General features: G+C 34.2%; 18 protein-coding genes. 9 read left to right on the forward strand and 9 right to left on the reverse strand.

Features of this window, described 5'->3' with window-relative positions; all coding sequences use genetic code 11:
- Nucleotides 1-2,906: T9SS sorting signal type C domain-containing protein (locus tag APR43_RS19705; protein WP_088636431.1), on the forward strand; the 2,906-nt coding region annotated here is incomplete at its 5' end.
- 61 nt (nucleotides 2,907-2,967) lie between these two features.
- Here APR43_RS19705 and APR43_RS19710 read toward each other — a convergent pair.
- From APR43_RS19710 to APR43_RS19725, 4 genes are all read right to left on the reverse strand, one after another.
- The gene (locus APR43_RS19710; protein WP_053473442.1) at nucleotides 2,968-3,834 is read right to left on the reverse strand and encodes a cupin-like domain-containing protein; all 867 of its coding nucleotides are present in this window, start codon (nucleotides 3,832-3,834) and stop codon (nucleotides 2,968-2,970) included.
- Nucleotides 3,835-3,915: 81 nt separating this feature from the next.
- Entirely contained in the window at nucleotides 3,916-5,004 is a 1,089-nt protein-coding gene (gene bioB / locus APR43_RS19715) for a biotin synthase BioB (protein WP_053473456.1), read from the reverse strand.
- Between the two features lie 172 nt (nucleotides 5,005-5,176).
- Nucleotides 5,177-5,614: a hypothetical protein gene (locus APR43_RS19720; protein ID WP_053473441.1), complete on the reverse strand. Its 438-nt coding sequence runs from the start codon at nucleotides 5,612-5,614 to the stop codon at nucleotides 5,177-5,179.
- 569 nt (nucleotides 5,615-6,183) lie between these two features.
- Nucleotides 6,184-7,116, reverse strand: a complete 933-nt coding sequence (locus APR43_RS19725; protein ID WP_053473440.1) for a bifunctional riboflavin kinase/FAD synthetase — start codon at nucleotides 7,114-7,116, stop codon at nucleotides 6,184-6,186.
- A gap of 198 nt (nucleotides 7,117-7,314) precedes the next feature.
- Between APR43_RS19725 and APR43_RS19730 the strand changes: the two genes are divergently transcribed.
- Nucleotides 7,315-9,984: a reprolysin-like metallopeptidase gene (locus APR43_RS19730; RefSeq protein WP_053473439.1), complete on the forward strand. Its 2,670-nt coding sequence runs from the start codon at nucleotides 7,315-7,317 to the stop codon at nucleotides 9,982-9,984.
- 103 nt (nucleotides 9,985-10,087) lie between these two features.
- Here APR43_RS19730 and APR43_RS19735 read toward each other — a convergent pair whose 3' ends face one another.
- Nucleotides 10,088-10,708: a ComF family protein gene (locus APR43_RS19735; protein ID WP_053473438.1), complete on the reverse strand. Its 621-nt coding sequence runs from the start codon at nucleotides 10,706-10,708 to the stop codon at nucleotides 10,088-10,090.
- A gap of 161 nt (nucleotides 10,709-10,869) precedes the next feature.
- Here APR43_RS19735 and APR43_RS19740 point away from each other — a divergent pair, with 161 nt between their 5' ends.
- The 5 genes from APR43_RS19740 (at nucleotide 10,870) to APR43_RS19760 (ending at nucleotide 16,768) form a co-directional block, all read left to right on the forward strand.
- Entirely contained in the window at nucleotides 10,870-12,411 is a 1,542-nt protein-coding gene (locus APR43_RS19740) for a glycine--tRNA ligase (RefSeq protein ID WP_053473437.1), read from the forward strand.
- A 260-nt stretch (nucleotides 12,412-12,671) separates the two neighbouring features.
- Nucleotides 12,672-13,529: a LytR/AlgR family response regulator transcription factor gene (locus APR43_RS19745; RefSeq protein WP_053473436.1), complete on the forward strand. Its 858-nt coding sequence runs from the start codon at nucleotides 12,672-12,674 to the stop codon at nucleotides 13,527-13,529.
- 178 nt (nucleotides 13,530-13,707) lie between these two features.
- Nucleotides 13,708-13,926 carry a hypothetical protein gene (locus APR43_RS19750; protein WP_123924579.1) on the forward strand — a complete coding sequence of 73 codons (219 nt, stop codon included), beginning with the start codon at nucleotides 13,708-13,710 and terminating at the stop codon, nucleotides 13,924-13,926.
- A 141-nt stretch (nucleotides 13,927-14,067) separates the two neighbouring features.
- The gene (locus tag APR43_RS19755; RefSeq protein ID WP_053473434.1) at nucleotides 14,068-16,080 is read left to right on the forward strand and encodes a tetratricopeptide repeat-containing sensor histidine kinase; all 2,013 of its coding nucleotides are present in this window, start codon (nucleotides 14,068-14,070) and stop codon (nucleotides 16,078-16,080) included.
- Nucleotides 16,070-16,768 (forward strand): response regulator transcription factor, encoded by a 699-nt coding sequence (locus APR43_RS19760; protein ID WP_053473433.1) that lies wholly within the window; start codon nucleotides 16,070-16,072, stop codon nucleotides 16,766-16,768. Before APR43_RS19755 ends, APR43_RS19760 begins: the two co-directional genes overlap by 11 nt.
- 89 nt (nucleotides 16,769-16,857) lie before the next feature.
- Here APR43_RS19760 and thiL read toward each other — a convergent pair whose 3' ends face one another.
- The gene (thiL, locus tag APR43_RS19765; protein WP_053473432.1) at nucleotides 16,858-17,904 is read right to left on the reverse strand and encodes a thiamine-phosphate kinase; all 1,047 of its coding nucleotides are present in this window, start codon (nucleotides 17,902-17,904) and stop codon (nucleotides 16,858-16,860) included.
- Nucleotides 17,905-18,317: 413 nt separating this feature from the next.
- Here thiL and APR43_RS19770 point away from each other — a divergent pair, with 413 nt between their 5' ends.
- Complete coding sequence (locus tag APR43_RS19770) at nucleotides 18,318-18,797, forward strand: DinB family protein (RefSeq protein ID WP_053473431.1); 480 nt, start codon at nucleotides 18,318-18,320, stop codon at nucleotides 18,795-18,797.
- Nucleotides 18,798-18,843: 46 nt separating this feature from the next.
- On the forward strand, nucleotides 18,844-19,341 hold the full coding sequence (locus APR43_RS19775) for a DinB family protein (RefSeq protein ID WP_053473455.1): 498 nt from the start codon (nucleotides 18,844-18,846) through the stop codon (nucleotides 19,339-19,341).
- A 40-nt stretch (nucleotides 19,342-19,381) separates the two neighbouring features.
- Here the strand turns inward: APR43_RS19775 and APR43_RS19780 are convergent, their stop codons facing one another.
- From APR43_RS19780 to APR43_RS19790, 3 genes are all read right to left on the reverse strand, one after another.
- Nucleotides 19,382-20,341 carry a helix-turn-helix transcriptional regulator gene (locus APR43_RS19780; protein ID WP_053473430.1) on the reverse strand — a complete coding sequence of 320 codons (960 nt, stop codon included), beginning with the start codon at nucleotides 20,339-20,341 and terminating at the stop codon, nucleotides 19,382-19,384.
- A 681-nt stretch (nucleotides 20,342-21,022) separates the two neighbouring features.
- On the reverse strand, nucleotides 21,023-22,819 hold the full coding sequence (gene lepA / locus APR43_RS19785) for a translation elongation factor 4 (protein ID WP_053473429.1): 1,797 nt from the start codon (nucleotides 22,817-22,819) through the stop codon (nucleotides 21,023-21,025).
- A gap of 164 nt (nucleotides 22,820-22,983) precedes the next feature.
- Nucleotides 22,984-23,718, reverse strand: a complete 735-nt coding sequence (locus tag APR43_RS19790; protein WP_053473428.1) for an NUDIX hydrolase — start codon at nucleotides 23,716-23,718, stop codon at nucleotides 22,984-22,986.
- Between the last annotated feature and the right edge of the window lie 4 nt (nucleotides 23,719-23,722).

The following is a 23,722-nucleotide window of genomic DNA, read 5'->3' on the forward strand; positions in this document are numbered from 1 at the left end:
TTGTTTATAAAGAAAACGGAGGAGCTGACCGCACAGCAACGGGAGTTGTAAGCGGAACACCATTCGCCACTTTTACAACGCCAGTTACCGCAACAACAACTTATACTTTAGTTTCAGTAACAGGAGCAAATTCCTGTGTTAGAAGTTCTGGTTTTACAGCAGGTTCAACTACAATAACAGTAAATCCATTACCACAGGGAAGTTTAACGGCTAACGGTCCGTTTTGTGCAACTGGGGCGGGACAATTGACATTTACTGCTACTTCAGGAACTGGCCTATACACAGTTGTTTATAAAGAAAATGGTGGAGCAGATCGCACGGCTTCAGGAGTTGTAAGCGGAACTCCATTCGCCACTTTTACAACCCCAGTTATCACAACGACAACTTATACTTTAGTTTCAGTAACGGGTGCAAATACCTGTGCTAGAAATTCTGGTTTTACCGGAGGTTCAGCAGCAATAACAATTAATCCAATTCCAACGCCAACATTTACAACGCAGCCCGCAGCTTCTGTTTGTGTAAATACAGATGTTACGTATACGACTCAAACCGGACAATCAAATTATGTCTGGAATGTTCCGGGAGTTTTGAATACAGATTATATTATTACCTCAGGAGATTTATCTGCATCAAGTAATACCGTAACATTACAATGGCTTAACGCTGGAAGTAAAACAGTAACTGTTGGTTATTCTTCAATAGGATGTGCCTCAAATACAAGTGCAAGCAATACTACAACGGTAACAAAAACGGAACGTGGTGCAGTGCATGGAGGAAATCATATTTGTGCAGGAGATCCAAGTCCGTTATTAACTTTGACAGATTATACGGGAACAATTGTAAGATGGGAATATGCAGAAGCGATTCCATATGTTTGGCAGCCTTTTGCAAATACATCTAATATGTATCAGCCGGGAGTATTAACAACAAGTACCAGCTATAGAGCTGTGGTAAAAAACGGAACTTGCCCTGAAGAATTTGCAATAGAAACAAGAATTGATGTGGAACCAAAACCTTCTACACCAATATTAGCAATTATTACGCAGCCAACTTGTGTTAATCCAAACGGAAGTGTACATCTGACCGGCTTACTAGCATCCCCAAATTGGACAATTACGCAAAACGGAACAGTTTCTCAAACCTATACTTCATCAGGAACTAGTTATACAATAACAAATTTAGCTCCGGGAAATTATACTTTTACGATACATGATATAAATATTTGTCCTTCTTTACCAACTATTAATCTGGAGATAAAAGCTCCGGTTACAAATATTTGGAACGGTACAAGCTGGTCAAAAGGAAGTCCGCCCATAGTTACAGATGCAGTTCGGTTTTCAGGTAATTATTCTACAACTGGTGATTTGAGTGGTTGTTCTTGTGTTGTTGATGCAGGTGCAAATGTTACCGTAAATTCTAATCATACTTTAACGATTACCAATTCAGTGAGCAACAACGGAGGTTTATTGACTTTTGAAAATAATGCCAGTTTAATGCAGGTTAATAATGTCGTAAATACAGGTAACATTATATATAAACGAAACACCACACCAGTTCGAAGATATGATTTTACGTATTGGTCTTCGCCAATTGTGCGTACACCGGCTTTTACATTACACGATTTGTCACCAAACACATTATCAGATAAGTATTATAGCCATAATGCTATTAGTGGATGGATAATAAATTATAATGGAACGATGGAAATGAGGCCTGGGTATGGTTATATTGTCAGAGCACCTCAAAATTTCGATATCACCGCTCCTTCAGTTTATAATTCATTTTTAGAAGGAGTTCCTAATAATGGTACAATTACCGTTCCTTTAGTAGCTGCAGAGAAATCTCATTTGCTTGGCAATCCATATCCTTCGGCGATATATGCAGATCAATTTATTTTTGATAATGCGGCCAATTTGTATGGAACATTATATTTTTGGACTCATAACTCCGCACCAAGCAGCTCTGTTCCCGGTGATGCTCAATTTAATTATAATAGCGATGATTATGCTATTTATAATTTAACCGGAAGTACAAGTGTAGGCAGCCTGAGTGGACAAGGAGCAGGAACACCCGGAAATCAAACTCCTCCATTAGGATATATAGCAGCTGGTCAGGCTTTTTTCGTAAAAGCAAAAACTACTGGAAACGCTGTTTTTACAAATTCAATGAGAATTCCCGGAAACAACAGCCAGTTTTTTAAAACAGCAGAAAGCAATAAAGAAACAATTGAAAAACACAGAGTCTGGCTTAATATGACAAATACTCAGGGGCTTTTTAAACAGTTGTTAGTAGGATATATAGAAGGAGCAACTGATACCTGGGACAATAATTATGATGGAGTTACCATAAACGGAAATATATATGTAGATTTTTACAGTATTAACGAAGGAAGAAAATTAACGGTTCAGGGCCGCGCCGTACCTTTTCAAGATACTGATGTTGTTCCTTTAGGGTACAGATCTGGAATTGAAGGCGAATTTTCAATAGCAATAGACCATGCAGATGGTGATTTAGCAAATCATGCTATTTATTTAGAAGATAAATGGAACAATACGACACATAATCTGCAAACAGGAAAATACACTTTTAATACATCAATAGGAACTTTTCTGGACCGCTTTGTTTTGAAATATGCTGCAGTAAATTTAGGAGTTGATGATTTTGAAAATCAGGAAAATAATCTTTTTGTTTCGGTTAAGAATAAAAACATTAAAGTAAATTCAACGCATGATTATATAAAAGAAGTTTCCATTTTTGATATTTCAGGAAAATTGATTTACAACAATAAAAAGATTGAAAATACCGAATTACAGATTCCAAATCTGCAGTCAGGAGATCAGGTTTTGATTGTAAAAGTGACTTTGGAAAACGGAAAAACAACCACCAGAAAAATTACGTTTCATTAATTTATAAACTGAAATAAAAAGCCGGCTGTAAAATTAATTCTGCAGCCGGCTTTTATTTTTATTAAGCACTCTTCCGAAGGTTTTCATGCGTGTTTTGAATTGCTTTTTTATTTTTATAGTCAATCCATTTCTGTCCTTTAAATTTCCGCATCATAATATCAAAATGGCGCATAATCAAAACATTGTATGCAGCTGTAGATAAATTCACGATGTTTTTAGGAAAAGCCCGCAGACTCATTGAAAATCCGGGAGTCAAATATTTCATATAATGCCAGTAACCTTCGGGCATATACAGCATTTCTCCATGTTTAAGATTAGTGATATATCCCTCAGCATTTTTAAGCGCAGGAAATTTTTCATAATCAGGATTATCAAAATCAATGTCTTCCCTCGAAATCAAAGCATGCGGAACCTTGTACATATACTTTGACTGGTCTGGCGCAAAAATCATACATTGTTTTTCTCCATGAAAATGGAAATGCAAAATGTTCGAGTAATCAATATCGTAATGCATAAATACTCTGGCATTTTCGCCTCCAAAAAACAACATTGGTAATTGCTTAACAAGCTTTAGTCCAATATCCGGCCATAAAAAATCATTTTTTAACCGTGGCACTTCTTTCATTAAGTTGTAAAGAAAAATGCGATAATTGGTAGGTTTTGATTCCAAAAGGTTAATGTAATCGCTCATTTTCATTGTCATATGAGCTTCATTAAAACCTTCTTCATGGTTTACAGGCCGATCATCGTATAAAGGAACCGTAATATCACCGGCAATATCATTAATATAAGATAATTTCCATTTTTGATAAGCGGGCCAGTCTTCCGTTAGTTCTTCAACAACAACCGGGATTTGTTTTTTTACATATTGGGAAATAAAATCTTCCTTAGAGATTTTTTTGACCCTTTCTATCTGTTTTAACTTCATTTTTATAAATAAAAAAATTGCTTATAACTCTGTGTCATAAGCAATTTAAAAAATTTTATTGAAGTTTTTTAACTCTTTTGCCTAAATTTTTGATTTGATCGAAGCTTCAACGTTTCTTTCAATTGTATGTCCGGGTCTTGACCATCTCGGTTTTTCTCCTAAAGAATTAAATTGAGAATCAGCAGCTTCTACTGTTTTTGGCTGTGAAACTTTTATAAAAGGCTTTTGCGGAACCAATCCTAACATTTCAAACATCTTCATATCTTCGCTAACATCAGGATTTGGAGTAGTTAATAATTTATCTCCGGCAAAAATCGAATTTGCTCCTGCAAAAAAGCACATTGCCTGACCTTCACGAGTCATGTTAGTTCTTCCGGCAGATAAACGAACTTGAGTTTCCGGCATTACAATTCTGGTTGTAGCAACCATACGAATCATTTCCCAGATTTCAACCGGTTTTTCTTCTTCCATCGGAGTTCCTTCAACAGCAACTAAAGCGTTAATAGGAACAGATTCCGGCTGCGGATTTAAAGTTGAAAGCGCAACAAGCATTCCGGCTCTGTCTTCAATACTTTCTCCCATTCCAATAATTCCACCGCTGCAAACCGTAACGTTTGTTTTACGAACATTTTCGATAGTTTGTAAACGGTCTTCAAAACCGCGCGTAGAAATTACATCTTTATAATATTCTTCAGAAGTATCTAAATTATGATTGTAAGCATATAAACCAGCTTCGGCTAAACGCTGCGCCTGATTTTCTGTAAGCATACCTAAAGTGCAGCAAACTTCCATATCAAGTTTATTGATCGTACGAACCATTTCTAAAACCTGATCAAATTCTTCACCATCTTTTACATTTCTCCAGGCAGCTCCCATACAAACGCGGGAAGATCCGCTGGATTTAGCTCTTAAAGCCTGAGCTTTTACATGGCTCACCGTCATTAAGTCATTTCCTTCAACTCCGGTATTATACCTTGCAGCTTGTGGGCAATAACCACAATCTTCAGGACATCCGCCTGTTTTTATTGATAATAAAGTAGAAACCTGAACGACGTTTGGATCATGTTTTTGTCTGTGAATCGTTGCAGCTTCATAAAGCAAATCCATTAGTGGTTTATTATAGATTGCTATTATTTCGTCTTTTGTCCAATTGTGTTTTGTTATGCTCATGGATACAATTTTTTTTGAAGTTTTAAAAGTAATTAAATTGTAGTAACCAACAACACTGATTGTTGTAATTGAATATTTGGCAAGTCTTTTAAAAAAGAAGCGCTCAAAAATCATAAAAACCTATAATTTTATGATTTTTGAGCGCTTAAATGGTTGTTTTTATTTTGAATAATTAATCGGCAGCATATTTATTGTTCCAGTATAACATCATCATTAAAGTAACAATTACCGATGAAGCGAGCCCTTCAAAAAGCAGACAAATACAATAAGTTGGCACAGAAGGATTTCCTCCAAACATAAAAGCTTCAGATAATGTTCCTACATAAGCATCTCCGCCTCGTGCATAGCTGTAAATTAATAATCCTAAAACACTTAGTGATACACCAACAACAGAAGTTGTCATAGCTGACACAGCATTTGATACAAAACCAGTTTCTCCCTCATGAAGATTCATTTGCATGGTTCTGTTTACACCATAAAATATAAAAAAAACATTGAGAGTACGCAGGTAAAACAAATCTGCCAGACCTAATAAATTCATCAATAAAAAATAAATGCCAATTCCGAGGAATATTAAAAAACCGTTTGTTATTTCTTTAGGTAATTTCATAGTGGTTATTTTTAAAGAAGTTAATAGTAAATGTTTGGGAAACAGAGTCCTATATCAAATTTACTAAAAAAATAACTACGATGATCTAAAATTGGTAAAATCTTATAGATCAAGAAATAACGTTTTAGAAGAATGTTTTTGTTGAAACGTGTGAAGTCCTTACAGGATATTAATGCTGGTGTGGTATTTTTTTGCTACCGATATTTGACTCCTAGCGGAGTATTTCTAGAGAGATTATAATGATGGAAATCAGATGCGTAATATTTGCAGTTGATTTTTAATTCCTAACAAATCTATCTCGTAGAGATTTAATATCGGTAGAATATAATTTTCAAGTATTTATTTTGTCCCGTAGGGACTATATATTTTATTTGTTGAAGTTACTCAAAGAATCTCGAGTGAAGTCCTTACAGGACATTAATACAGGTGTGGTATTTTTTTGCTACCGATATTAACTCCTAACGGAGTTTATCTCGTAGAGATTTAATATCGGTAGAAATACATTATAAACCATTCCATTTTGTCCAGTAGGGACTATACATATTGTAATTATATCAATTGAAATATAATTATTGAAGCTTACTCACAAAATCTAAAGAATCTTGTTTGTCCTGATTTAATTGAGCTTTCAGCAAATCAAGTGAGCCAAACTTTTGTTCTCCGCGAAGATATTGCAATAATGAAACCTCAATTTTTTTACCGTAAATATCAGCATCAAAATCAAAAAGGTTTACTTCGATAGTTTGTTTCTGGCCATTTACTGTTGGATTGAAGCCGATGTTCATCATTCCGAAAACTTCCAAATTATCAATCAAAGCCTTCACAACATAAACTCCATTTTTAGGGATTAATTTGTATTCCTCTTCAATTTGAATATTTGCTGTTGGAAAACCTATTGTTCTTCCTAATTGTTTTCCTTTTACAACTTCACCGCTCAAAAAATAGTCATAGCCTAAATATTCATTGGCTAATTCCATATTTCCTTCGTCTAAAGCTTTTCTGATCTTGGTAGAACTAACAGAAACATCTTGTATTTCTTCTGCAGAAATTTGTTCCACTTCAAAACCATATTCGGCACCAAAAGCAATTAAATTATCAATATTGGCCGTTCTGTTTCTTCCAAAACGATGATCGTGGCCAATAATTATTTTTTGAATATGAAACTGATCAACTAAAATAGTGCTCACAAATTCTTCGGCAGTTAATCTTGAGAAACTTTCGTTAAACGGATGAATAACTAAATTTTCAATTCCGGTTGCTTCTAAAAGTTTTGTTTTTTCAGCAATAGTATTCAGCAATTTTATTTCTGATTTTTCTTGTAAAACCATTCTCGGATGCGGAAAAAATGTAAGTACTAAACTTTCGTATTTTCCATTTTCCGTGTTTTGAGTAATTCTTTCCAGAATTTTTTTATGACCAATATGTACGCCATCAAAAGTACCAAGAGTTAAAATTGTTTTCTTGGTCGAATGGAAATCGTTTATAGAATGAAAGAGCTTCAAAACAAATTATTTAAGATGCTGCAAATTTATACTATCTATTTTAAATTTTGTACTAAGGGCAATTGATTTTTTAGGAATATTATCCTTCTTTTGTCGAAAAATTTACTGATTCGTCGACTAAAAAACGTTAAATGTCGTTTAGATGTAAGAATTTGATTTAATTCGACTAAATTTGATTTCATAAAAATATCACTAAGCATGAAGAAACAATTACTTTATTTTCTGATTATCTTTTCATTTGTACAACTTCATGCCCAAAATGACGACCTGTGGCAAAAGGTTAATTCGGTTTCAGTCTCTGGAAAAAAAGCTTCAGTAACTGATTCTGATAAACTGTATTATAAATTAAATACAGAATCCTTAACGGCAAAATTGGCCAAAACAACTCAAAAATCTTCGTTAATTTCAAATGCCGAAATTACGATTCCAAATGCAAAAGGAGTTTTAGAAAGATTTCAGGTTTGGGAATCTTCAAATTTTGATCCTGAACTACAGGCAAAATATCCAGAAATTAGAGCTTATGAAGGAAGTGGTTTAGACGATAAATCGGCAAAAATACATTTTAGTCTTTCGCCAAGAGGACTTCAAACAATGCTTTTTAGAGCTGATAAAGCGACTGAGTTTATAGAGCAAAACCCAGATAACAAGGCAGAATATATTTTGTTTTCTTCAAAAGATGCAGCTTCAAAAGTAAAATTAGTATGTAAAACTATAGATGCCGTTATAAATAACAAAGAAGGAAAAACTGCAAAAACAACATCTAATAATAAAGTTTTTAAAACACTTCGTTTAGCATTGTCCTGTACAGCAGAATATACAGCGTATTTTGGTGGAACAAAAGCAGGAGCTTTAGCAGGAATGAACGCAACACTAACAAGAGTCAACGGCATTTTAAACAAAGATTTAGCATTAAAACTGGTTTTAATTGCCAATAATGATGCTGTAATTTATACCAATGTTGCAACTCAGCCTTATTCTAAAGCTTCAGATGGTGCAGATGGCGCATGGAATCAGGAAGTTCAAACAACGTTGACAAATGTTATAGGAAATAGTAATTATGATATTGGACATTTATTCGGAGCTTCTGGCGGAGGAGGAAATGCCGGCTGCATAGGTTGTATTTGTTCAAATCCAACAACAGGTGATCCTTTAGCAAAAGGAAGTGCTTTCACGTCTCCTTCAGACGGAAAACCTGAAGGCGATACTTTTGATATTGATTTTGTGATACATGAATTTGGACATCAACTGGGTGCGAATCATACTTTTTCATACGATTCAGGTGAAAGAACATCAGTAAATGTTGAGCCGGGAAGCGGTTCTACAATAATGGGATATGCCGGAGTTACGGGTGATTATGATATTCAAAATAATTCTGACGACTATTTTGCATATGCAAGTATTTTACAGATTCAGAATACGCTTGCTGGAAAAAGCTGTCCGGTTAGCACCAATTTAACCAATAATCCGCCTGTAATTAGTGCAGGAAGTAATTATACGATCCCAATTGGTACACCATTTGTTTTAAAAGGAACCGGTTCAGATCCAGAAGGGGATATTATCACGTACACTTGGGAAGAATATGATAATGCTACTACGACATCTGAAGCAAACAGTATTGCATATCCAACAAAACCAGACGGGCCTTTGTTCAGATCATTTGCTCCAACAACTTCTCCTGTTCGTTATTTTCCAAGTTATGATTCCGTATTACAAAATAAATTGACGACAACTTGGGAGTCTGTTTCGTCTATTGCCAGAACATTAAATTTTACTTTAACAGGAAGGGACAATGCAGCTTTAGGTACAGCGCAGACCAATACAAGTGCAATGTTTGTTAATGTGGTTTCAACAGCCGGACCTTTTGCAGTAACATCGCATAATGGCGATAATGTAAGCTGGCAGCAAGGCTCAAGTCAAACTATTACCTGGAGCGTTAACAATACGAATAATCTGCAGGGATCTTCATTAGTAAATATCAAACTTTCTACAGATGGCGGTTTAACTTTTCCAACCACTTTAGCGGCTAATACACCAAATGATGGTTCAGAAGTTATTGCTCTGCCTGCCAGTATTCCTTCGTCTACAAATTGCAGACTTCTTATTGAACCAACGGCAAATATCTATTATACTTTAAACAGCAAACCTTTTGCTATTGGGTATACAACAACAACAAGCTGTAATACCTATAGTTTTGAAAGTCCTTTTAATATTATAGCTTCAACAAGTTATACAACAAAATCAGTTAGTGTTCCAAGTGCAACAGGAACAATTTCAGATGTAAATGTTTTGGTAAATGTTACGCACGAACGATTATCTGATCTTGAAATCCAAATCGTGAGTCCGCAGGGAACAACAGTTCGTTTGTTTAATAAATCATGTCCAAGTTTAAATTCGACATTGATTCTTAATTTTGATGATTCAGGAAATGCTTTAGATTGCAGCAAAATAACAGAACAAATTGTTATTCCGGTTAATGAATTGAGTGCTTTTAATGGGCAGACACAACAGGGAACATGGACATTTAGAGTTCGTGACGCTGTTTCGGGAATGTTTGGAACAATAAATTCAGCATCAGTCAACATCTGTACCAAAACATTTACTTTAGGAACAGACGATTTTGAAACTCTTGATTTTGCACTTTATCCAAATCCAAATAAAGGAAGTTTTACAGTCCAATTTGCAAGTGAATCAAATAATGTTCAGGTTTTTGTACACGATATTTTAGGAAAAAGTGTTTACACCCAAACCTTCGCAGCATCTGGAGATTTTAATCAAAACATTCAGCTTCCAAATGTTTCGGCAGGAATTTATTTAGTTACTGTTATTGATGGAAACAGAAGAACAGTTAAGAAAATAATAGTCAACTAAAATTATTGAATCTCAATATTTTAAATTCCAAATTCCAAGTTTTAATTGGAATTTGGAATTTCTTTTTTATTGGAATTTTATTATTTATTTGGAATTTCCTTTTTTAAGAGTTCGCCATCGCCATACAAACAATACTGATTTTTGTTCCCGGAATTTTTAATAATGCCCTTGAACAAGCTTCGAGTGTTGCTCCGGTTGTAAGTACATCATCAACAATTAAAAAATGTTTATTATGATTTTCTTCGGTTGAAATTGCATCAAAGATATTTTCGATGTTTTCAGATCTTCCCAAGAGATTCTTTTTTGATTGTGTTTTAGAATATTTCTTTCGATATAAAATCGAGCCGTTATACGGAATTTTCAAACCTTCGGCTAAAGCCTTTCCAAAAGTGGTAACCTGATTGTAACCGCGCTCCTTAAATTTTCGCGGATGCAAGGGAACGGGAATTACTGCATCAAATGGCGTATCAAGTTTCAGTTCTTTTAAATCCTCTACATACCAATTTCCTAAAACGGTTCCAATTTCTTCGTGGCCTTTATATTTCAGGTTGTGAATGAGTTCCTGAACAATTCCTTTTTTAATGAAATAAATAAAGGCAGAAACGTGTTCGGTTTCTATTTTACCATAAAACTTTTTGACGGCTTCATTATTTGAATCTAAATAATATTGAGTTAGAGGCAGTTCATGACGACAATTCGTGCATAAAACGGTTTCGTTTGTCATTAAAACGGCACGACAGCCAGAGCAAACTTTAGGGAAAAAGAGATCAATTATAAAATTAAACACAAATAGAAAGAATTTAGTTACAAAACTAACCAAATTTAAACTTCAATCTTTTTTATTTTTCTTTTTTTTATAAGTACTTTTTATATTTTTGCATTACTATGGCAAAACAAGAAGATTTATTTAAGAATGTGGTTTCGCACGCAAAAGAGTACGGATTTATTTTTCCGTCAAGCGAAGTTTACGATGGATTGAGTGCAGTATATGATTATGCACAAAATGGAGTCGAATTAAAAAAGAATATCCGTGAATATTGGTGGAAATCAATGGTTCAGATGAATGAAAATATTGTGGGCCTTGATGCTGCAATATTAATGCATCCAACAACCTGGAAAGCTTCAGGCCACGTTGATGCCTTCAATGATCCGTTAATTGATAATAAAGATTCTAAAAAAAGATATAGAGCTGACGTTTTAGTGGAAGATTTTGCTGAAAAAATTCACCAAAAAGCGCAAAAAGAAATTGACAAAGCAAAAGCTCGTTTTGGTGATGCATTCAACGAACAGGAATTTGTAACTACAAATGCCAGAGTAGTTGAATATTTAGCAAAAGAAAAAGAAATTAGAGAGCGTTTAGGACGTTCTTTAGGAAATGGAGATCTTGAAGATGTAAAAGCTTTAATCGAAGAGCTTGAAATTGCTGATCCTGAAACTGGTTCAAGAAACTGGACAGACGTTAAGCAATTCAACTTAATGTTCGGAACTAAACTTGGAGCTTCTGCAGAGTCTGCAATGGATTTATATTTACGTCCGGAAACAGCGCAGGGTATTTTTGTGAACTTTTTAAATGTTCAGAAATCAGGCCGTATGAAAGTTCCTTTTGGAATTGCTCAAACAGGTAAAGCGTTTAGAAATGAAATCGTTGCAAGACAATTCATTTTCCGTATGCGTGAATTCGAACAAATGGAAATGCAGTTTTTTGTACGTCCGGGAGAAGAAATGCAATGGTATGAGCATTGGAAACAAACTCGTTTAAACTGGCATTTATCTTTAGGATTAGGGAAAGAGAATTACCGTTTTCACAATCACGAAAAATTAGCGCATTACGCAAATGCAGCTGCAGATATTGAGTTTAATTTCCCTTTTGGTTTCAAAGAACTTGAAGGTATTCACTCTCGTACCGATTTTGACTTAAAAGCGCACGAACAATATTCAGGAAGAAAACTGCAATATTTTGATCCTGAACTAAACGAAAACTACGTGCCATACGTAGTAGAAACGTCTGTAGGTCTTGATCGTATGTTTTTAGCAGTTTTTGCAACATCGTTGCAAGAAGAAACTTTAGAGGATGGTTCAACAAGAACAGTACTAAAATTACCAGCAGTTTTAGCGCCTACAAAGGCTGCGGTTTTACCATTAATTAAAAGAGATGGTTTACCGGAAGTTTCTAAAAAAATCATCGAAGATTTAAAATGGGATTTCAATGTGGCGTATGATGAAAAAGATGCAGTAGGCCGTCGTTACAGAAGACAAGATGCATTAGGAACACCATTTTGTATTACAGTAGATCATCAAACTCTTGAAGACGAAACAGTAACAATTCGTCATAGAGATACAATGAAACAAGATCGCGTTAAGATATCTGAATTAAGAGGTATTATTGAAAACGAAGTTTCGATGAAAAACTGGTTGATGAAAATGTAATTTTAAAATTAACATGATATTAATATCCCAAATTCCTCTGTGGAGTTTGGGATTTTTTTAATTTTAAATCCTGCGTTTCGACGAGTTTTTTAGCATTTCATCTTTATGTATTAACATAATCGATTAATCTATCAACAATAGAATGTTTGGATAATTGAAATGCTTAAATTTAATTGGGCATTTTCTATGCCTACAAATATTTTTTTAAAGCATTGAAGAAACGCTGTCAGGAAGTTATGAAAAATCAATAAAAGTTAAAGTTGAAGAAGTATTCGTATATTATTGTTGACAATGACGCTGAAAGTGTTTTGAAAACCAGAATCGTTGCAGAAGGTTTTTCAGAATTAACTTTTATTGCTTCAGCTACGAATTACCGTCAGGGACTTAATTTGGTTTTAGAACACCGTCCTTCCTTTGTGTTTTTAGAAATTGATCCCCAAGATTCACTAAGTCATTTATCACTTTCATTTATTGGCGAATTATACCGGTATTTATCAATTATCCCAAAAATCATTGTAACCACAACTAAAAAAGATTTGGCTTTTGAAGCCATTCAATACAACGTTTTTGATTACATCATAAAACCTTTAACCCATATAGATTTACTAAAAACGCTTTTAAAGTTCGAAAAGATGTTTTTAGAGCCCAAAGAAACGCGATCTATAGAAACCAGACCTGAGATAAGTGTTGATAATGAAATACCTGTTTTAAGAACAGAAAACACCCCTATCGTAATTCCAGATCAAAACACAAATCAAGAGTTTTATAAACCACTTGTAATCTGCATTAAATCGTACGGTGATCATCGTTATATTAACGCAGACGATATTTGTTATTTTCAAGCCGATAATAATTCAACCGATATCTATTTAAATTCGGGTGATATGGTAACTGCTTTCAAAACGCTGAAACATTTTGAACAGGTGTTAACCTATCCGTTTATTCGAATTCACAACAGTTATATTATTAATCGCAACTACATTGCAAGAATTCATAACGGAAACTCAGTTTGTTATATAAAAAACTCCACAAAAAAGATTCCTTTTTCAAAAACCTACAAGGCAAACGTCGATTTAATTATTGCTGATTTCTCAAAAGGTAATTATCTAGAGATCTAGTAATTAGCTGGTTACATAAATTTGGTATCCATTGACTATCAATTGGGTACGTTCTACCACGAAGCTATTTTTTCATATAGATTTTTTTGGGTTATGGTGTTAGTTTTACACCATGATTCGCTCACAAAAGCAATCAAAAACCCCAAATACAAAAATCAAATTAAACACATTAAGAGTTATGAAAAAGACAGCTTTAACATTCGGATTATTTTCTTTAGTAGCAGTAGCAACTTCATTTGCAAACCCAAATATCGTTTCAAATGAAAAATTAAGAATACCAACAATTGACGGAGGAGCAACAGGAGGTCAAAAGAAACAAGATTTTCATGCAGTAAACAAACAACTAGGTTTTTCGAGTGTTAATCAATCTATCGGAACAGATAAAAAAGTAGACTAACTACATTTTAAATAAGCATTGAAGCTGCCAATTTTTTGGCAGCTTTTTTTTTGTGTGAATAGTTTTAGTATTTTTGATGAAAACACAAAATCGCAATTGAAAAAAAATTGTAAAATACTATTACTTCTATTCTTTGTTTTTATGGCCTGTAACCAGAAAAAAGAATTAGATAAAAATACAATTTCTTTAGTAGATAGCCTTTCTACCTATCTTTCATTAGCAAATGAAAATAATCTTCCTTTAGATATTAAACAGAATTACAATCAAAGAGCGTTACATATAATTTTAAATCAAAAAGATGATTCGCTTAATAAAGTAAATCTGTTTAAAGTTGCTAATCGTTACTACAATATGAGCGATTGGAAAGATTATTTAAAGATCACCAAACTGATTTTAGACCGAACACAAAAGTCTAAAGATTCATTGCATATGGCAAAAGCCTATACTTATCTGGGAGATTATTATGCATCACAATCTGTTTCAGACAGTGCTTTTATGCATTATTTTAAAGCAGAAAAACTTTATCTAAAATTGAATGACCAGTATAATCTGGCAAAAACATTTTTAAATAAAGCAAGCCTGCAATATAACGAAGGTGATTTTTTCGAAAGCGAAATTGCCGTTTTTAAAGCTTTGGGCAGCTTAAAGAAACTGCAGAAAGCAAATGACCTTTATTATGAAAGCTATAATTTGCTGGGCATATTATACAATGAAAGAGAAGAATATTCAAAAGCCTTAGAGTTTCAAAATAAAGCCTTAAAAACTTTAGAAGACAAATCAATATCCTCAATATTTCAGTATAAAGCCGCTTCATTAAATAATGTAGGTTTTATATATCTGAAAATGGGGAACTACAAACAGGCAAAAGTTTTTTTTGAAAGAGGTTTAAAAGAAGATAAACTATTTGAAGACAGAGCAAGTTTATATGCAATTTTGCTTGATAATCTGGGTTATGCTAAATTCAAACTAAAAGAATCAAATAAATTACCTGATTTGTTTTATGAATCTTTAAAAATCCGGGACAGTCTTGGACTAACATCCGGAGTAGTTTCGAGTAAAATACATTTGTCAGAGTATTTTGCTTTTAAAAAAGATACTTTTAAAGCATTGCAATTATCAAAACAAGCCTTAACATTATCACGAACAAACAGTAAATTAATAAACACTTTAGAAGCGCTTAAACAAACAGCTATTGTTGATCCTAAAAATGCCTCTAAATATTCTAAAGAATATATTCAGCTTAATGATAAAATGCTGAAAGCAGAACGCAAGATGGGAGAAAAATTCTCTCGTATAGAATACGAAACGAATGAAATAAAAGATCAGAACTCAAGTTTGCAGGAGAAGAATAAAACGCTGGTTTATGTTTTTAGTATTTGTACTTTAATAGGTTTGTTTTTTTATGTTTACAAAACACAGCAGGCAAAAAACCGGGAATTACTTTTTAAACAACAGCAGCAAATTGCAAATGAAGATGTTTATAATCTAATGATTTCGCAGCAAAATGAAATTGAATCGACCCGAATAAGAGAAAAGAAAAAAGTAGCACAGGAATTACACGACGGCGTTTTAGGACGAATGTTTGGTATTCGAATAAGCTTGGATAGTTTAGATAAAATGGATGAAGAACAAGCCGCCGCAAAACGAAAAAAATATCTGGCAGAGCTAAAACATATTGAAGAAGATATTAGGGAAATTTCGCATGACCTAAATAGAGAAAAATCTGAATTAATAAATAACTTTGTCGTAATATTAAAAAAGCTATTTGAAAATCAAAAGAATACATATCCATCAAAACTGGTAACATCTTTTGATTCCCATATAAAATGGGAGCTTGTAAACAATATGGTTAAAATCAATTTATACCGAATTGTTCAGGAAGCACTTCAAAATTGTAATAAATACGCAAAGGCAGATACGATTAAGGTGGAATTTAAAAGCGAAATTGATCATTTGGTTTTGTCAATTATGGATAACGGAGTTGGATTTAATACCAAACGCACCAAAAATGGAATTGGATTGCATAATATTGAATATCGAGCGGCAGAATGTAAAGGCACCGTTGCCATAAAATCTGCTAAAGGAGAAGGAACACTCTTAGTTGTCAAAGTTCCAATTGATCAAAAAATAAACCTACAGACAAATGACACTTAATTTCAAAGACCCAAATTCGGAATTAATTCAGCCTAACATTTTAATTGTTGATGATCACCCTTTTATCATCGAAGGGTATAAAAATGCAATAACACGGTATAACCCAAAAGAATATGATTTTATAATTGCGCAGGCGCACGACTGTAGATCGGCTTATGAATTATTAGAAGACGAAAATACGCCGCAGTTTGAAATCGCTTTTTTAGATATCAGTATGCCGGCTTATGAAGAAAAAAACCTTTTTTCTGGTGAAGACCTGGCAAAATTGATTTTAAAGAAGATGCCGTACTGCAAAATTGTTTTATTGACAATGTACACAGAACTGCTCAAAATCAAAACAATCATAAGAACAATTAACCCAAACGGATTAATTATTAAAAACGATCTGACTTTTGATGAATTGCTTTTTGCATTTGATAAAGTAATGAAAAGCGAAAAATATTACAGTCAGTCTGTCGTAAAAATGCTCAATCAATCACCGCACAATTCAATAGAAATTGATGAGTTTGATAAACAAATTTTATTTCACTTATCAAAAGGAACCGAAGTTGAGGAAATGCCGCAATACATTCCTATTTCGATAACCGAAATCGAGAAACGCAGAACAAGCCTTAAAGAACTGCTTAAAATACGATCCGGTTCTGATGATGATTTAGTAAAAGAAGCAAAAGGCAAAGGGCTTTTTTAGAATGAAATTCCAAATAAAAAATTCCAAATTCCAAAACTGATAATCATGTTGGAATTTGGAATTTTTTTATTGAAAATTTAAAGAATCATTTATTCACTCAAAGCATCCCAGCCGCGAGCTTTTAAAGCAATTTTAGTATTGGCACGAGTTACTAAATGAACGCCTTCACTTTCATCGGCCATATGTCCAATTATTGAAAAGTTTGGGTTTCCTTTAATCTTATCAAAATCCTTAATATCAATAGTAAAAAGAAGTTCATAATCTTCTCCGCCATTGATAGCAACCGTTGTACTGTCGATATTAAATTCTTCGCAAGTCGAAATAAACTGCGGATCTAATGGCAGTTTATCTTCATATAAATTACAACCCACTTTTGACTGTTTACACAAATGAATAATCTCTGAAGATAATCCGTCAGAAATATCGATCATCGAAGTTGGTTTAATTTCAAGAGCATGCAAAAGTGTGCGAACATCAGTTCTTGCTTCTGGTTTTAATTGTCTTTCGACCAAATACGTATAAGGATCTAAATCTGGCTGACTGTTTGGATTTACCTGAAAAACCTGTTTTTCACGCTCTAAAACCTGCAATCCCATATAGGCAGCACCAATGTCTCCGGTTACAACTAATAAATCAGTTTGTTTTGCACCGTTTCTGTAAACGATTTCATTTTCATCTGCTTCACCAATTGCCGTAATGCTGATAATTAATCCTTTTTGAGATGAGGTTGTATCTCCTCCAATAACATCAACTTTATATTCTTTTGCAGCGTGTGTAATCCCTTCAAATAATTCTTCTAATGCTTCTAACGGAAAACGGTTAGAAACAGCAACAGAAACCGTAATTTGAGTTGGTTTCGCATTCATGGCGCAAATATCAGATAGGTTTACTACAACTGATTTATAACCCAGATGTTTCAACGGCATATAAGCCAAATCAAAATGTACGCCTTCTATCAATAAATCTGTAGAAATAACGGCTTTTTTAGCCGCAAAATCAAGAACTGCGGCATCATCGCCAATGCTTTTTAAAGTAGATTCCTGAGTAACATCAAAATTTCGGGTTAAGTGGTCAATTAAGCCAAACTCGCCTAATTGTGCTAAACTGGTACGCTGCGGATTTTTATCTTCGATCATTTTTTTTGAGTTCCAAAGTTTGTGAGGGGCAAAGGTACAAAGGTTTTTTTTAAAGATGCTATCCCGATAGCTATAGGGACTGAAATTCTAAGGTGTTAAGTTTTTTTATAGCATGTTTATTTGGTACAAATGTATTGTAGAGACGCACAGCAGTGCGTCTAAGATCCAGTAACCACAATTTGCTCCCAATACTATTCATTGCTCTTTTTTTCTATAAAATAAATTGGGGTTACGTTGCGGGAGACGCACTGCTGTGCGTCTCTACCATACATCTCTACAATTATACAATGCGTCTCTACGGTGTGTTTCTGCAACAGGAAAAAAATATTTTAAAATAATTTTTTCCTGCTGACAAACTGTTGTCACCAGCCCATTTTACTTTTGAAGTATAGAAATTTAAAAACTTTAAAATCATGAAAACATTAGAAGCACAAGTAATTACATCAGAAGATTTATTGAAACACTGGCAAGGTCACCGCGCCCTTACACGTCGTTTAATTGAAATTTTTCCAGAGAAAGATTTCTTCGAATTTTCAATTGGCGGAATGCGTCCTTTTGCAAAATTAGTTGATGAACTTTTAGCAATTGCGGTTCCAGGTTTGAAAGGAATTGTAACTAAAGAAACCGCACCGTTCTCAGAAGGAGCAGAAAAATTGATTTTTAAAGCGCAGTATCTTGAAAAATGGGATGAAGCTACAGCAGAAATCAATAAATATTGGGAACAATTGTCTATTGAAGATTTCAGCGAAACTTTTAATCTTTTTGGACAATATGAGTTTCCTGTTATTCAGAATATTTTATATTTTATTGATAATGAAGTTCATCACCGTGGACAGGCTTATGTATATTTAAGAGCTTTAAATATCGAACCACCATTTTTTTGGGAAAGATAATCTGATAAAATTGTAACTTTATTGAATAAATCTAAAATTAATGGCTATGAGTTTAAAAAAGATAATGACCAATTATGCAGATTATAATTTATGGGTAAATCAGCAATTTATAAATTGGCTTTCGCCGAAATCTGATGAATTGCTCTATGCAGAAGTACCTTCGAGTTTTTCAACAATTGTAAAAACACTCGACCATATTTGGTCTACTGAAGAATATTGGTTTTCTGTTATTGCTGAAAAAGATATGTCAGAAAAGAAACCGGAAACCGAATTATCTAAAGAAGAAATCTTTGCAGGCTTATTAAATTCATCGACAAAATTGAAACATCTTATCAATTCATTGTCAGAAGAAGATTTAGTTAAAGAAGTTAAAATCGTTAATCCGTGGTTTGAATGCGAACAGCCAATTGCCGATTATTTAATCCAGGTTATTAATCACGGAACGTATCACCGAGGCCAGATTGTAACAATGGGCCGAAACATCGGAATTACCGACGCCTCAAATACAGATTATAATTTTTATAATGTTGTAAAACAGAAATAAAATAAAAAACTCCCGAAAGATAATCTCTCGGGAGTTTTTTTTATAAAAGTCTTTGTCTGTTGATTTCCAGTAATTCTAAAGTTCGCGTTTTTAAAATTTGCGGTTCAAGAATTTCAGCATGATCTCCAAACATTAAAAACCAACGCGGAAAACCGCTGTCAATATCGCGGCACATAAACGTCATTTCTATTTTGTCGTCGATTTCTTTTTCAGAAATAAAGCCGTGATATTTTTTTTCGGTGGACAAATATCTTGCAATTTTCTTCTCAATTAAAATACGGACTTTTGTCGTTGGGCAAGTTTCTGTTTTATTTAAATAAGTTTCTAAAGCATCGTGTTCGATTGTAAAATCACAATCTGTTTTTTTAATACCCTGAATTCTATCTGTTCTAAACTGACGATAATCTTGTCGCAAATGGCAATATCCTAAAAAATACCAATTGTTATTATCGTGAAAAACGCCCACAGGCTCTATGTTTCTTTGTGTAGTTTCATCGGCGTCAAAAGTTTTGTACAAAAGTAAAATCTGCTTTTTCTCTGCAATACCTTCAAAAAGCAGCGATAAAGTATTAGGTGAATTATCATTGAACATTGGCTCCGCTGTGCTCATTACAACTCGTGATTCTATGTTTGAAACCCAATCTTTATCAGTACTTCGCAAAACGGATTTCAATTTATACATCGCCGATGCATAATGATTTCCTAAAGATGGATCGGTAAATTTCTGCATCAGTTTTTCAGCAGCGATAAAACTGCTTACTTCTTCGCGTGTAAACATTACTGGCGGAAGTCGGTAACCTTCCATCAAAGCATAACCAACTCCGGCTTCGCTGTAAATAGGAACTCCCGAAGCTTCAAGAGTTCGAATATCTCTGTAAATTGTTCTCAGACTGCAATCAAAACGATCGGCCAATTCCTGTGCTTTTACAATTTTTTTAGATTGTAATTGAATCAGGATGGCAACAATTCGGTCAAATCGTTTTGGGCTTTCGTCGAGCATTTTTTTCTTTTGAAGGTTTAGAGGTTTTTTGAAAAGTTACAAAGTTCAAAGATACAAAGGTTCAGAGTTTAAAGAAATAAAAAACCTGTCCCAAATTAGGACAGATTCATTGGTTAAATTATCCATAATTTACATCTGTAGAGACGCACAGCTGTGCGTCTACGCCCAGTAAATCCATATTTTATTCCCTTTGGTTTTTGCTGTTGTCGACATACTTTGCGTAGACGCACTGCTGTGCGTCTCTACAATTCTGTGTCGTAAATAGGCAGGTTAGAAATATTTCATAATGTATATCTGTAGAGACGCACAGCAGTGCGTCTACGTCTCGTAAATCCATATTTTATTCCGTTTTGGTTTCTGCTGTTGTCGACATACTTTGCGTAGACGCACTGCTGTGCGTCTCTACCCAATTTTGTGTGGGGAAATAGACATAGTAGAAATATATTTTCACAAAGTATATCCGTAGAGGCGCACAGCAGTGCGTCTACGTCCAGTAAATCCATATTTTATTCCGTTTGGTTTTGCTGTTGTCGACATACTTTACGTAGATGCACTGCAGTGTGTCTCTCCCCAATCTGTGTGGGGAAAATCCATAACGCAAAAGAAAATAAAAAACCCGATAACGTAAGTCATCGGGTTTAAATCTATATTCTATTATCTTGATTCTTTCTTCTAAAAAAATTAATCATTCAATTTCAAAACAGCCATAAACGCTTCTTGCGGAATCTCAACGTTTCCTACCTGACGCATACGTTTTTTACCTTTTTTCTGTTTTTCAAGAAGTTTACGCTTACGCGAAATATCTCCACCGTAACATTTTGCAGTAACGTCTTTACGAAGTGCTTTAATAGTTTCACGAGCGATAATTTTAGCCCCAATTGCAGCCTGAATTGGAATATCGAATTGCTGTCTCGGAATTAATTCACGTAATTTTTCGGTCATTTTTTTACCGATGTTATACGCGTTATCTTCGTGAATCAATGCAGAAAGCGCATCAACAGTTTGAGCATTTAAAAGAACGTCAAGTTTAACTAATTTCGAAGTTCTCATTCCGATAGGAGAATAATCAAAAGAAGCATAACCTTTAGAAACAGTTTTTAAACGATCGTAAAAATCGAATACAATTTCGGCCAAAGGCATATCAAAATTCAATTCAACTCTTTCAGTTGTTAAATACGTTTGGTTTGTAATTAAACCACGTTTTTCGATACATAAACTCATTACGTTTCCAACAAAATCAGATTTTGTAATAATTGTAGCTTTAATATATGGTTCTTCAACTCTGTCCAGTTTTGAAGGTTCCGGCAAATCAGAAGGATTGTTTACAATTAATGCTTTTTCAGGCTCTTTTTTAGTATAAGCCAAATACGAAACGTTAGGAACTGTAGTAATTACAGTCATATCGAACTCACGCTCTAAACGTTCCTGGATAATTTCCATGTGAAGCATTCCTAAGAATCCGCAACGGAAACCAAACCCTAACGCTGCAGAACTCTCAGGAGTAAATACTAACGAAGCATCATTCAATTGTAATTTCTCCATCGAAGAACGTAAATCTTCGTAATCTTCAGTATCAACAGGATAAATTCCGGCAAATACCATTGGTTTTACGTCCTCAAAACCAGTAATCATATTCGTAGTTGGAACTTTTGCATCCGTAATCGTATCACCAACTTTTACTTCGCGCGCTTCCTTAATTCCAGAAATCAAATAACCAACATCTCCGGCAGAAACTACGCTTTTAGGAACTTGATTTAATTTTAAAGTTCCAATTTCATCAGCAAAATATTCATTGTCCGTAGCCATGAATTTAATTTTCTGACCTTTTTTAATTTCACCATTTACAACTCTAAAAATAACTTCGATTCCACGAAACGGATTGTAAACCGAGTCAAAAATCAAAGCCTGTAACGGTTCATCAGGATTTCCTTTTGGAGCAGGAATTTTTTCGATAATAGCTGCTAAAATATTTTCAACACCAAAACCAGTTTTTCCAGAAGCATGAATAATATCTTCTAATTTACATCCTAATAAATCAATAATATCGTCGCTTACTTCCTCTGGATTAGCACTGGGTAAATCAACTTTATTTAAAACCGGAATAATTTCCAAGTCATTCTCTAAAGCCAAATATAAGTTAGAAATAGTCTGCGCCTGAATACTTTGTGCCGCATCAACAATCAAAAGTGCACCTTCGCAGGCAGCAATCGATCTAGAAACTTCGTATGAAAAGTCAACGTGCCCCGGAGTATCGATTAAGTTTAAGATATATTCTTCACCTTTATAAGTATATTCCATTTGTATGGCGTGACTTTTAATGGTAATACCGCGCTCGCGCTCCAAGTCCATGTTGTCAAGCAATTGTGCTTTTTCCTCACGAGCTGTAACAGTTTGAGTAGCGCCCAATAATCGGTCTGCCAGTGTACTTTTACCGTGGTCAATGTGTGCAATAATGCAAAAGTTACGTATCTTCTTCATTTTAATATATCAGTTCTCTAATCGATTTTAAGTGTTTTTTTGGATGCAAATTGCGCTATAACAATTGTTTTAACGCCTCTTATTAAGGGGCAAAGATAGCGCAAAGTTTTGGATTCTGGAATGATGTACGATGGATAGTTAAATCGTAGAATTCAATTTTTTAATTAAAACTCAAAATTGAATCCTTTTTCAGTCAGTTTCTTGTAGATTTCGGCATCAAATTTATAGAGTTTTGCAGCTCTGTGCGAAACATCCTGCTGCTTTTCATCGAGTGCCAAAAGCAGCTTCATATGCAGAATTTTTCGGCGGAAATTAGACTTATCCAATTCAATTCCCAGTATTTCTTCATAAAGATGCATTAATTGCAGTAAAGTAAATTTTTCAGGTAAAAGATTAAAACCAATTGGCGCCTGACGAACGCGGTTTCGAAGCTGCAGTAAGCTGAAATTTAAAATCTCGTTATGGTCAAAAATTAAATTCGGAACCTCATTTATTTTACACCATTTTGCTTCACGAACCGCTATACTAGCTCTAACATTATAATCTTCCTGATTTACTAGTGTATAATATCCAATAGTTACAATGCGGCGATCGTGAACACGACCCGGGTTTGTAAAAGCCTTTAACTGCTCCAGATATATATTATCCAGACTTGTAAGTTCATACAAAATACGCTGCGCAGCATCATCGGCACTTTCTTCTCTTTTCAGCCATCCTCCTAATACGCCCCAGCTTCCTTCACTTTCTCCGCCGGCATGCTGAACCAATAGCACTTCAAGACTTTCTTTTTTAAAACCAAAAATGACACAGTCAATTGAAATTCCGTCAATTGCTGTCGCATTATTTAAAGCAGATTTGCTTTCGGTTTTAGAAGTTTTTGTAGAAGATACTGTTGCCATTTTA

It is taken from the genome of Flavobacterium sp. NLM, assembly GCF_002210235.1.
GTDB lineage: Bacteria > Bacteroidota > Bacteroidia > Flavobacteriales > Flavobacteriaceae > Flavobacterium > Flavobacterium panici.

Excerpts from the sequence above, each read along its gene's own strand:
- APR43_RS19710 (WP_053473442.1), bottom strand. The coding sequence starts at position 3,834 with ATGAAGTTAAAACAGATAGAAAGGGTCAAAAAAATCTCTAAGGAAGAT.
- bioB (WP_053473456.1), bottom strand. The coding sequence starts at position 5,004 with ATGAGCATAACAAAACACAATTGGACAAAAGACGAAATAATAGCAATC.
- APR43_RS19720 (WP_053473441.1), bottom strand. The coding sequence starts at position 5,614 with ATGAAATTACCTAAAGAAATAACAAACGGTTTTTTAATATTCCTCGGA.
- APR43_RS19730 (WP_053473439.1), top strand. The coding sequence starts at position 7,315 with ATGAAGAAACAATTACTTTATTTTCTGATTATCTTTTCATTTGTACAA.
- APR43_RS19735 (WP_053473438.1), bottom strand. The coding sequence starts at position 10,708 with ATGACAAACGAAACCGTTTTATGCACGAATTGTCGTCATGAACTGCCT.
- APR43_RS19740 (WP_053473437.1), top strand. The coding sequence starts at position 10,870 with ATGGCAAAACAAGAAGATTTATTTAAGAATGTGGTTTCGCACGCAAAA.
- APR43_RS19750 (WP_123924579.1), top strand. The coding sequence starts at position 13,708 with ATGAAAAAGACAGCTTTAACATTCGGATTATTTTCTTTAGTAGCAGTA.
- APR43_RS19755 (WP_053473434.1), top strand. The coding sequence starts at position 14,068 with ATGGCCTGTAACCAGAAAAAAGAATTAGATAAAAATACAATTTCTTTA.
- APR43_RS19760 (WP_053473433.1), top strand. The coding sequence starts at position 16,070 with ATGACACTTAATTTCAAAGACCCAAATTCGGAATTAATTCAGCCTAAC.
- thiL (WP_053473432.1), bottom strand. The coding sequence starts at position 17,904 with ATGATCGAAGATAAAAATCCGCAGCGTACCAGTTTAGCACAATTAGGC.
- APR43_RS19770 (WP_053473431.1), top strand. The coding sequence starts at position 18,318 with ATGAAAACATTAGAAGCACAAGTAATTACATCAGAAGATTTATTGAAA.
- APR43_RS19775 (WP_053473455.1), top strand. The coding sequence starts at position 18,844 with ATGAGTTTAAAAAAGATAATGACCAATTATGCAGATTATAATTTATGG.
- APR43_RS19780 (WP_053473430.1), bottom strand. The coding sequence starts at position 20,341 with ATGCTCGACGAAAGCCCAAAACGATTTGACCGAATTGTTGCCATCCTG.
- lepA (WP_053473429.1), bottom strand. The coding sequence starts at position 22,819 with ATGAAGAAGATACGTAACTTTTGCATTATTGCACACATTGACCACGGT.
- APR43_RS19790 (WP_053473428.1), bottom strand. The coding sequence starts at position 23,718 with ATGGCAACAGTATCTTCTACAAAAACTTCTAAAACCGAAAGCAAATCT.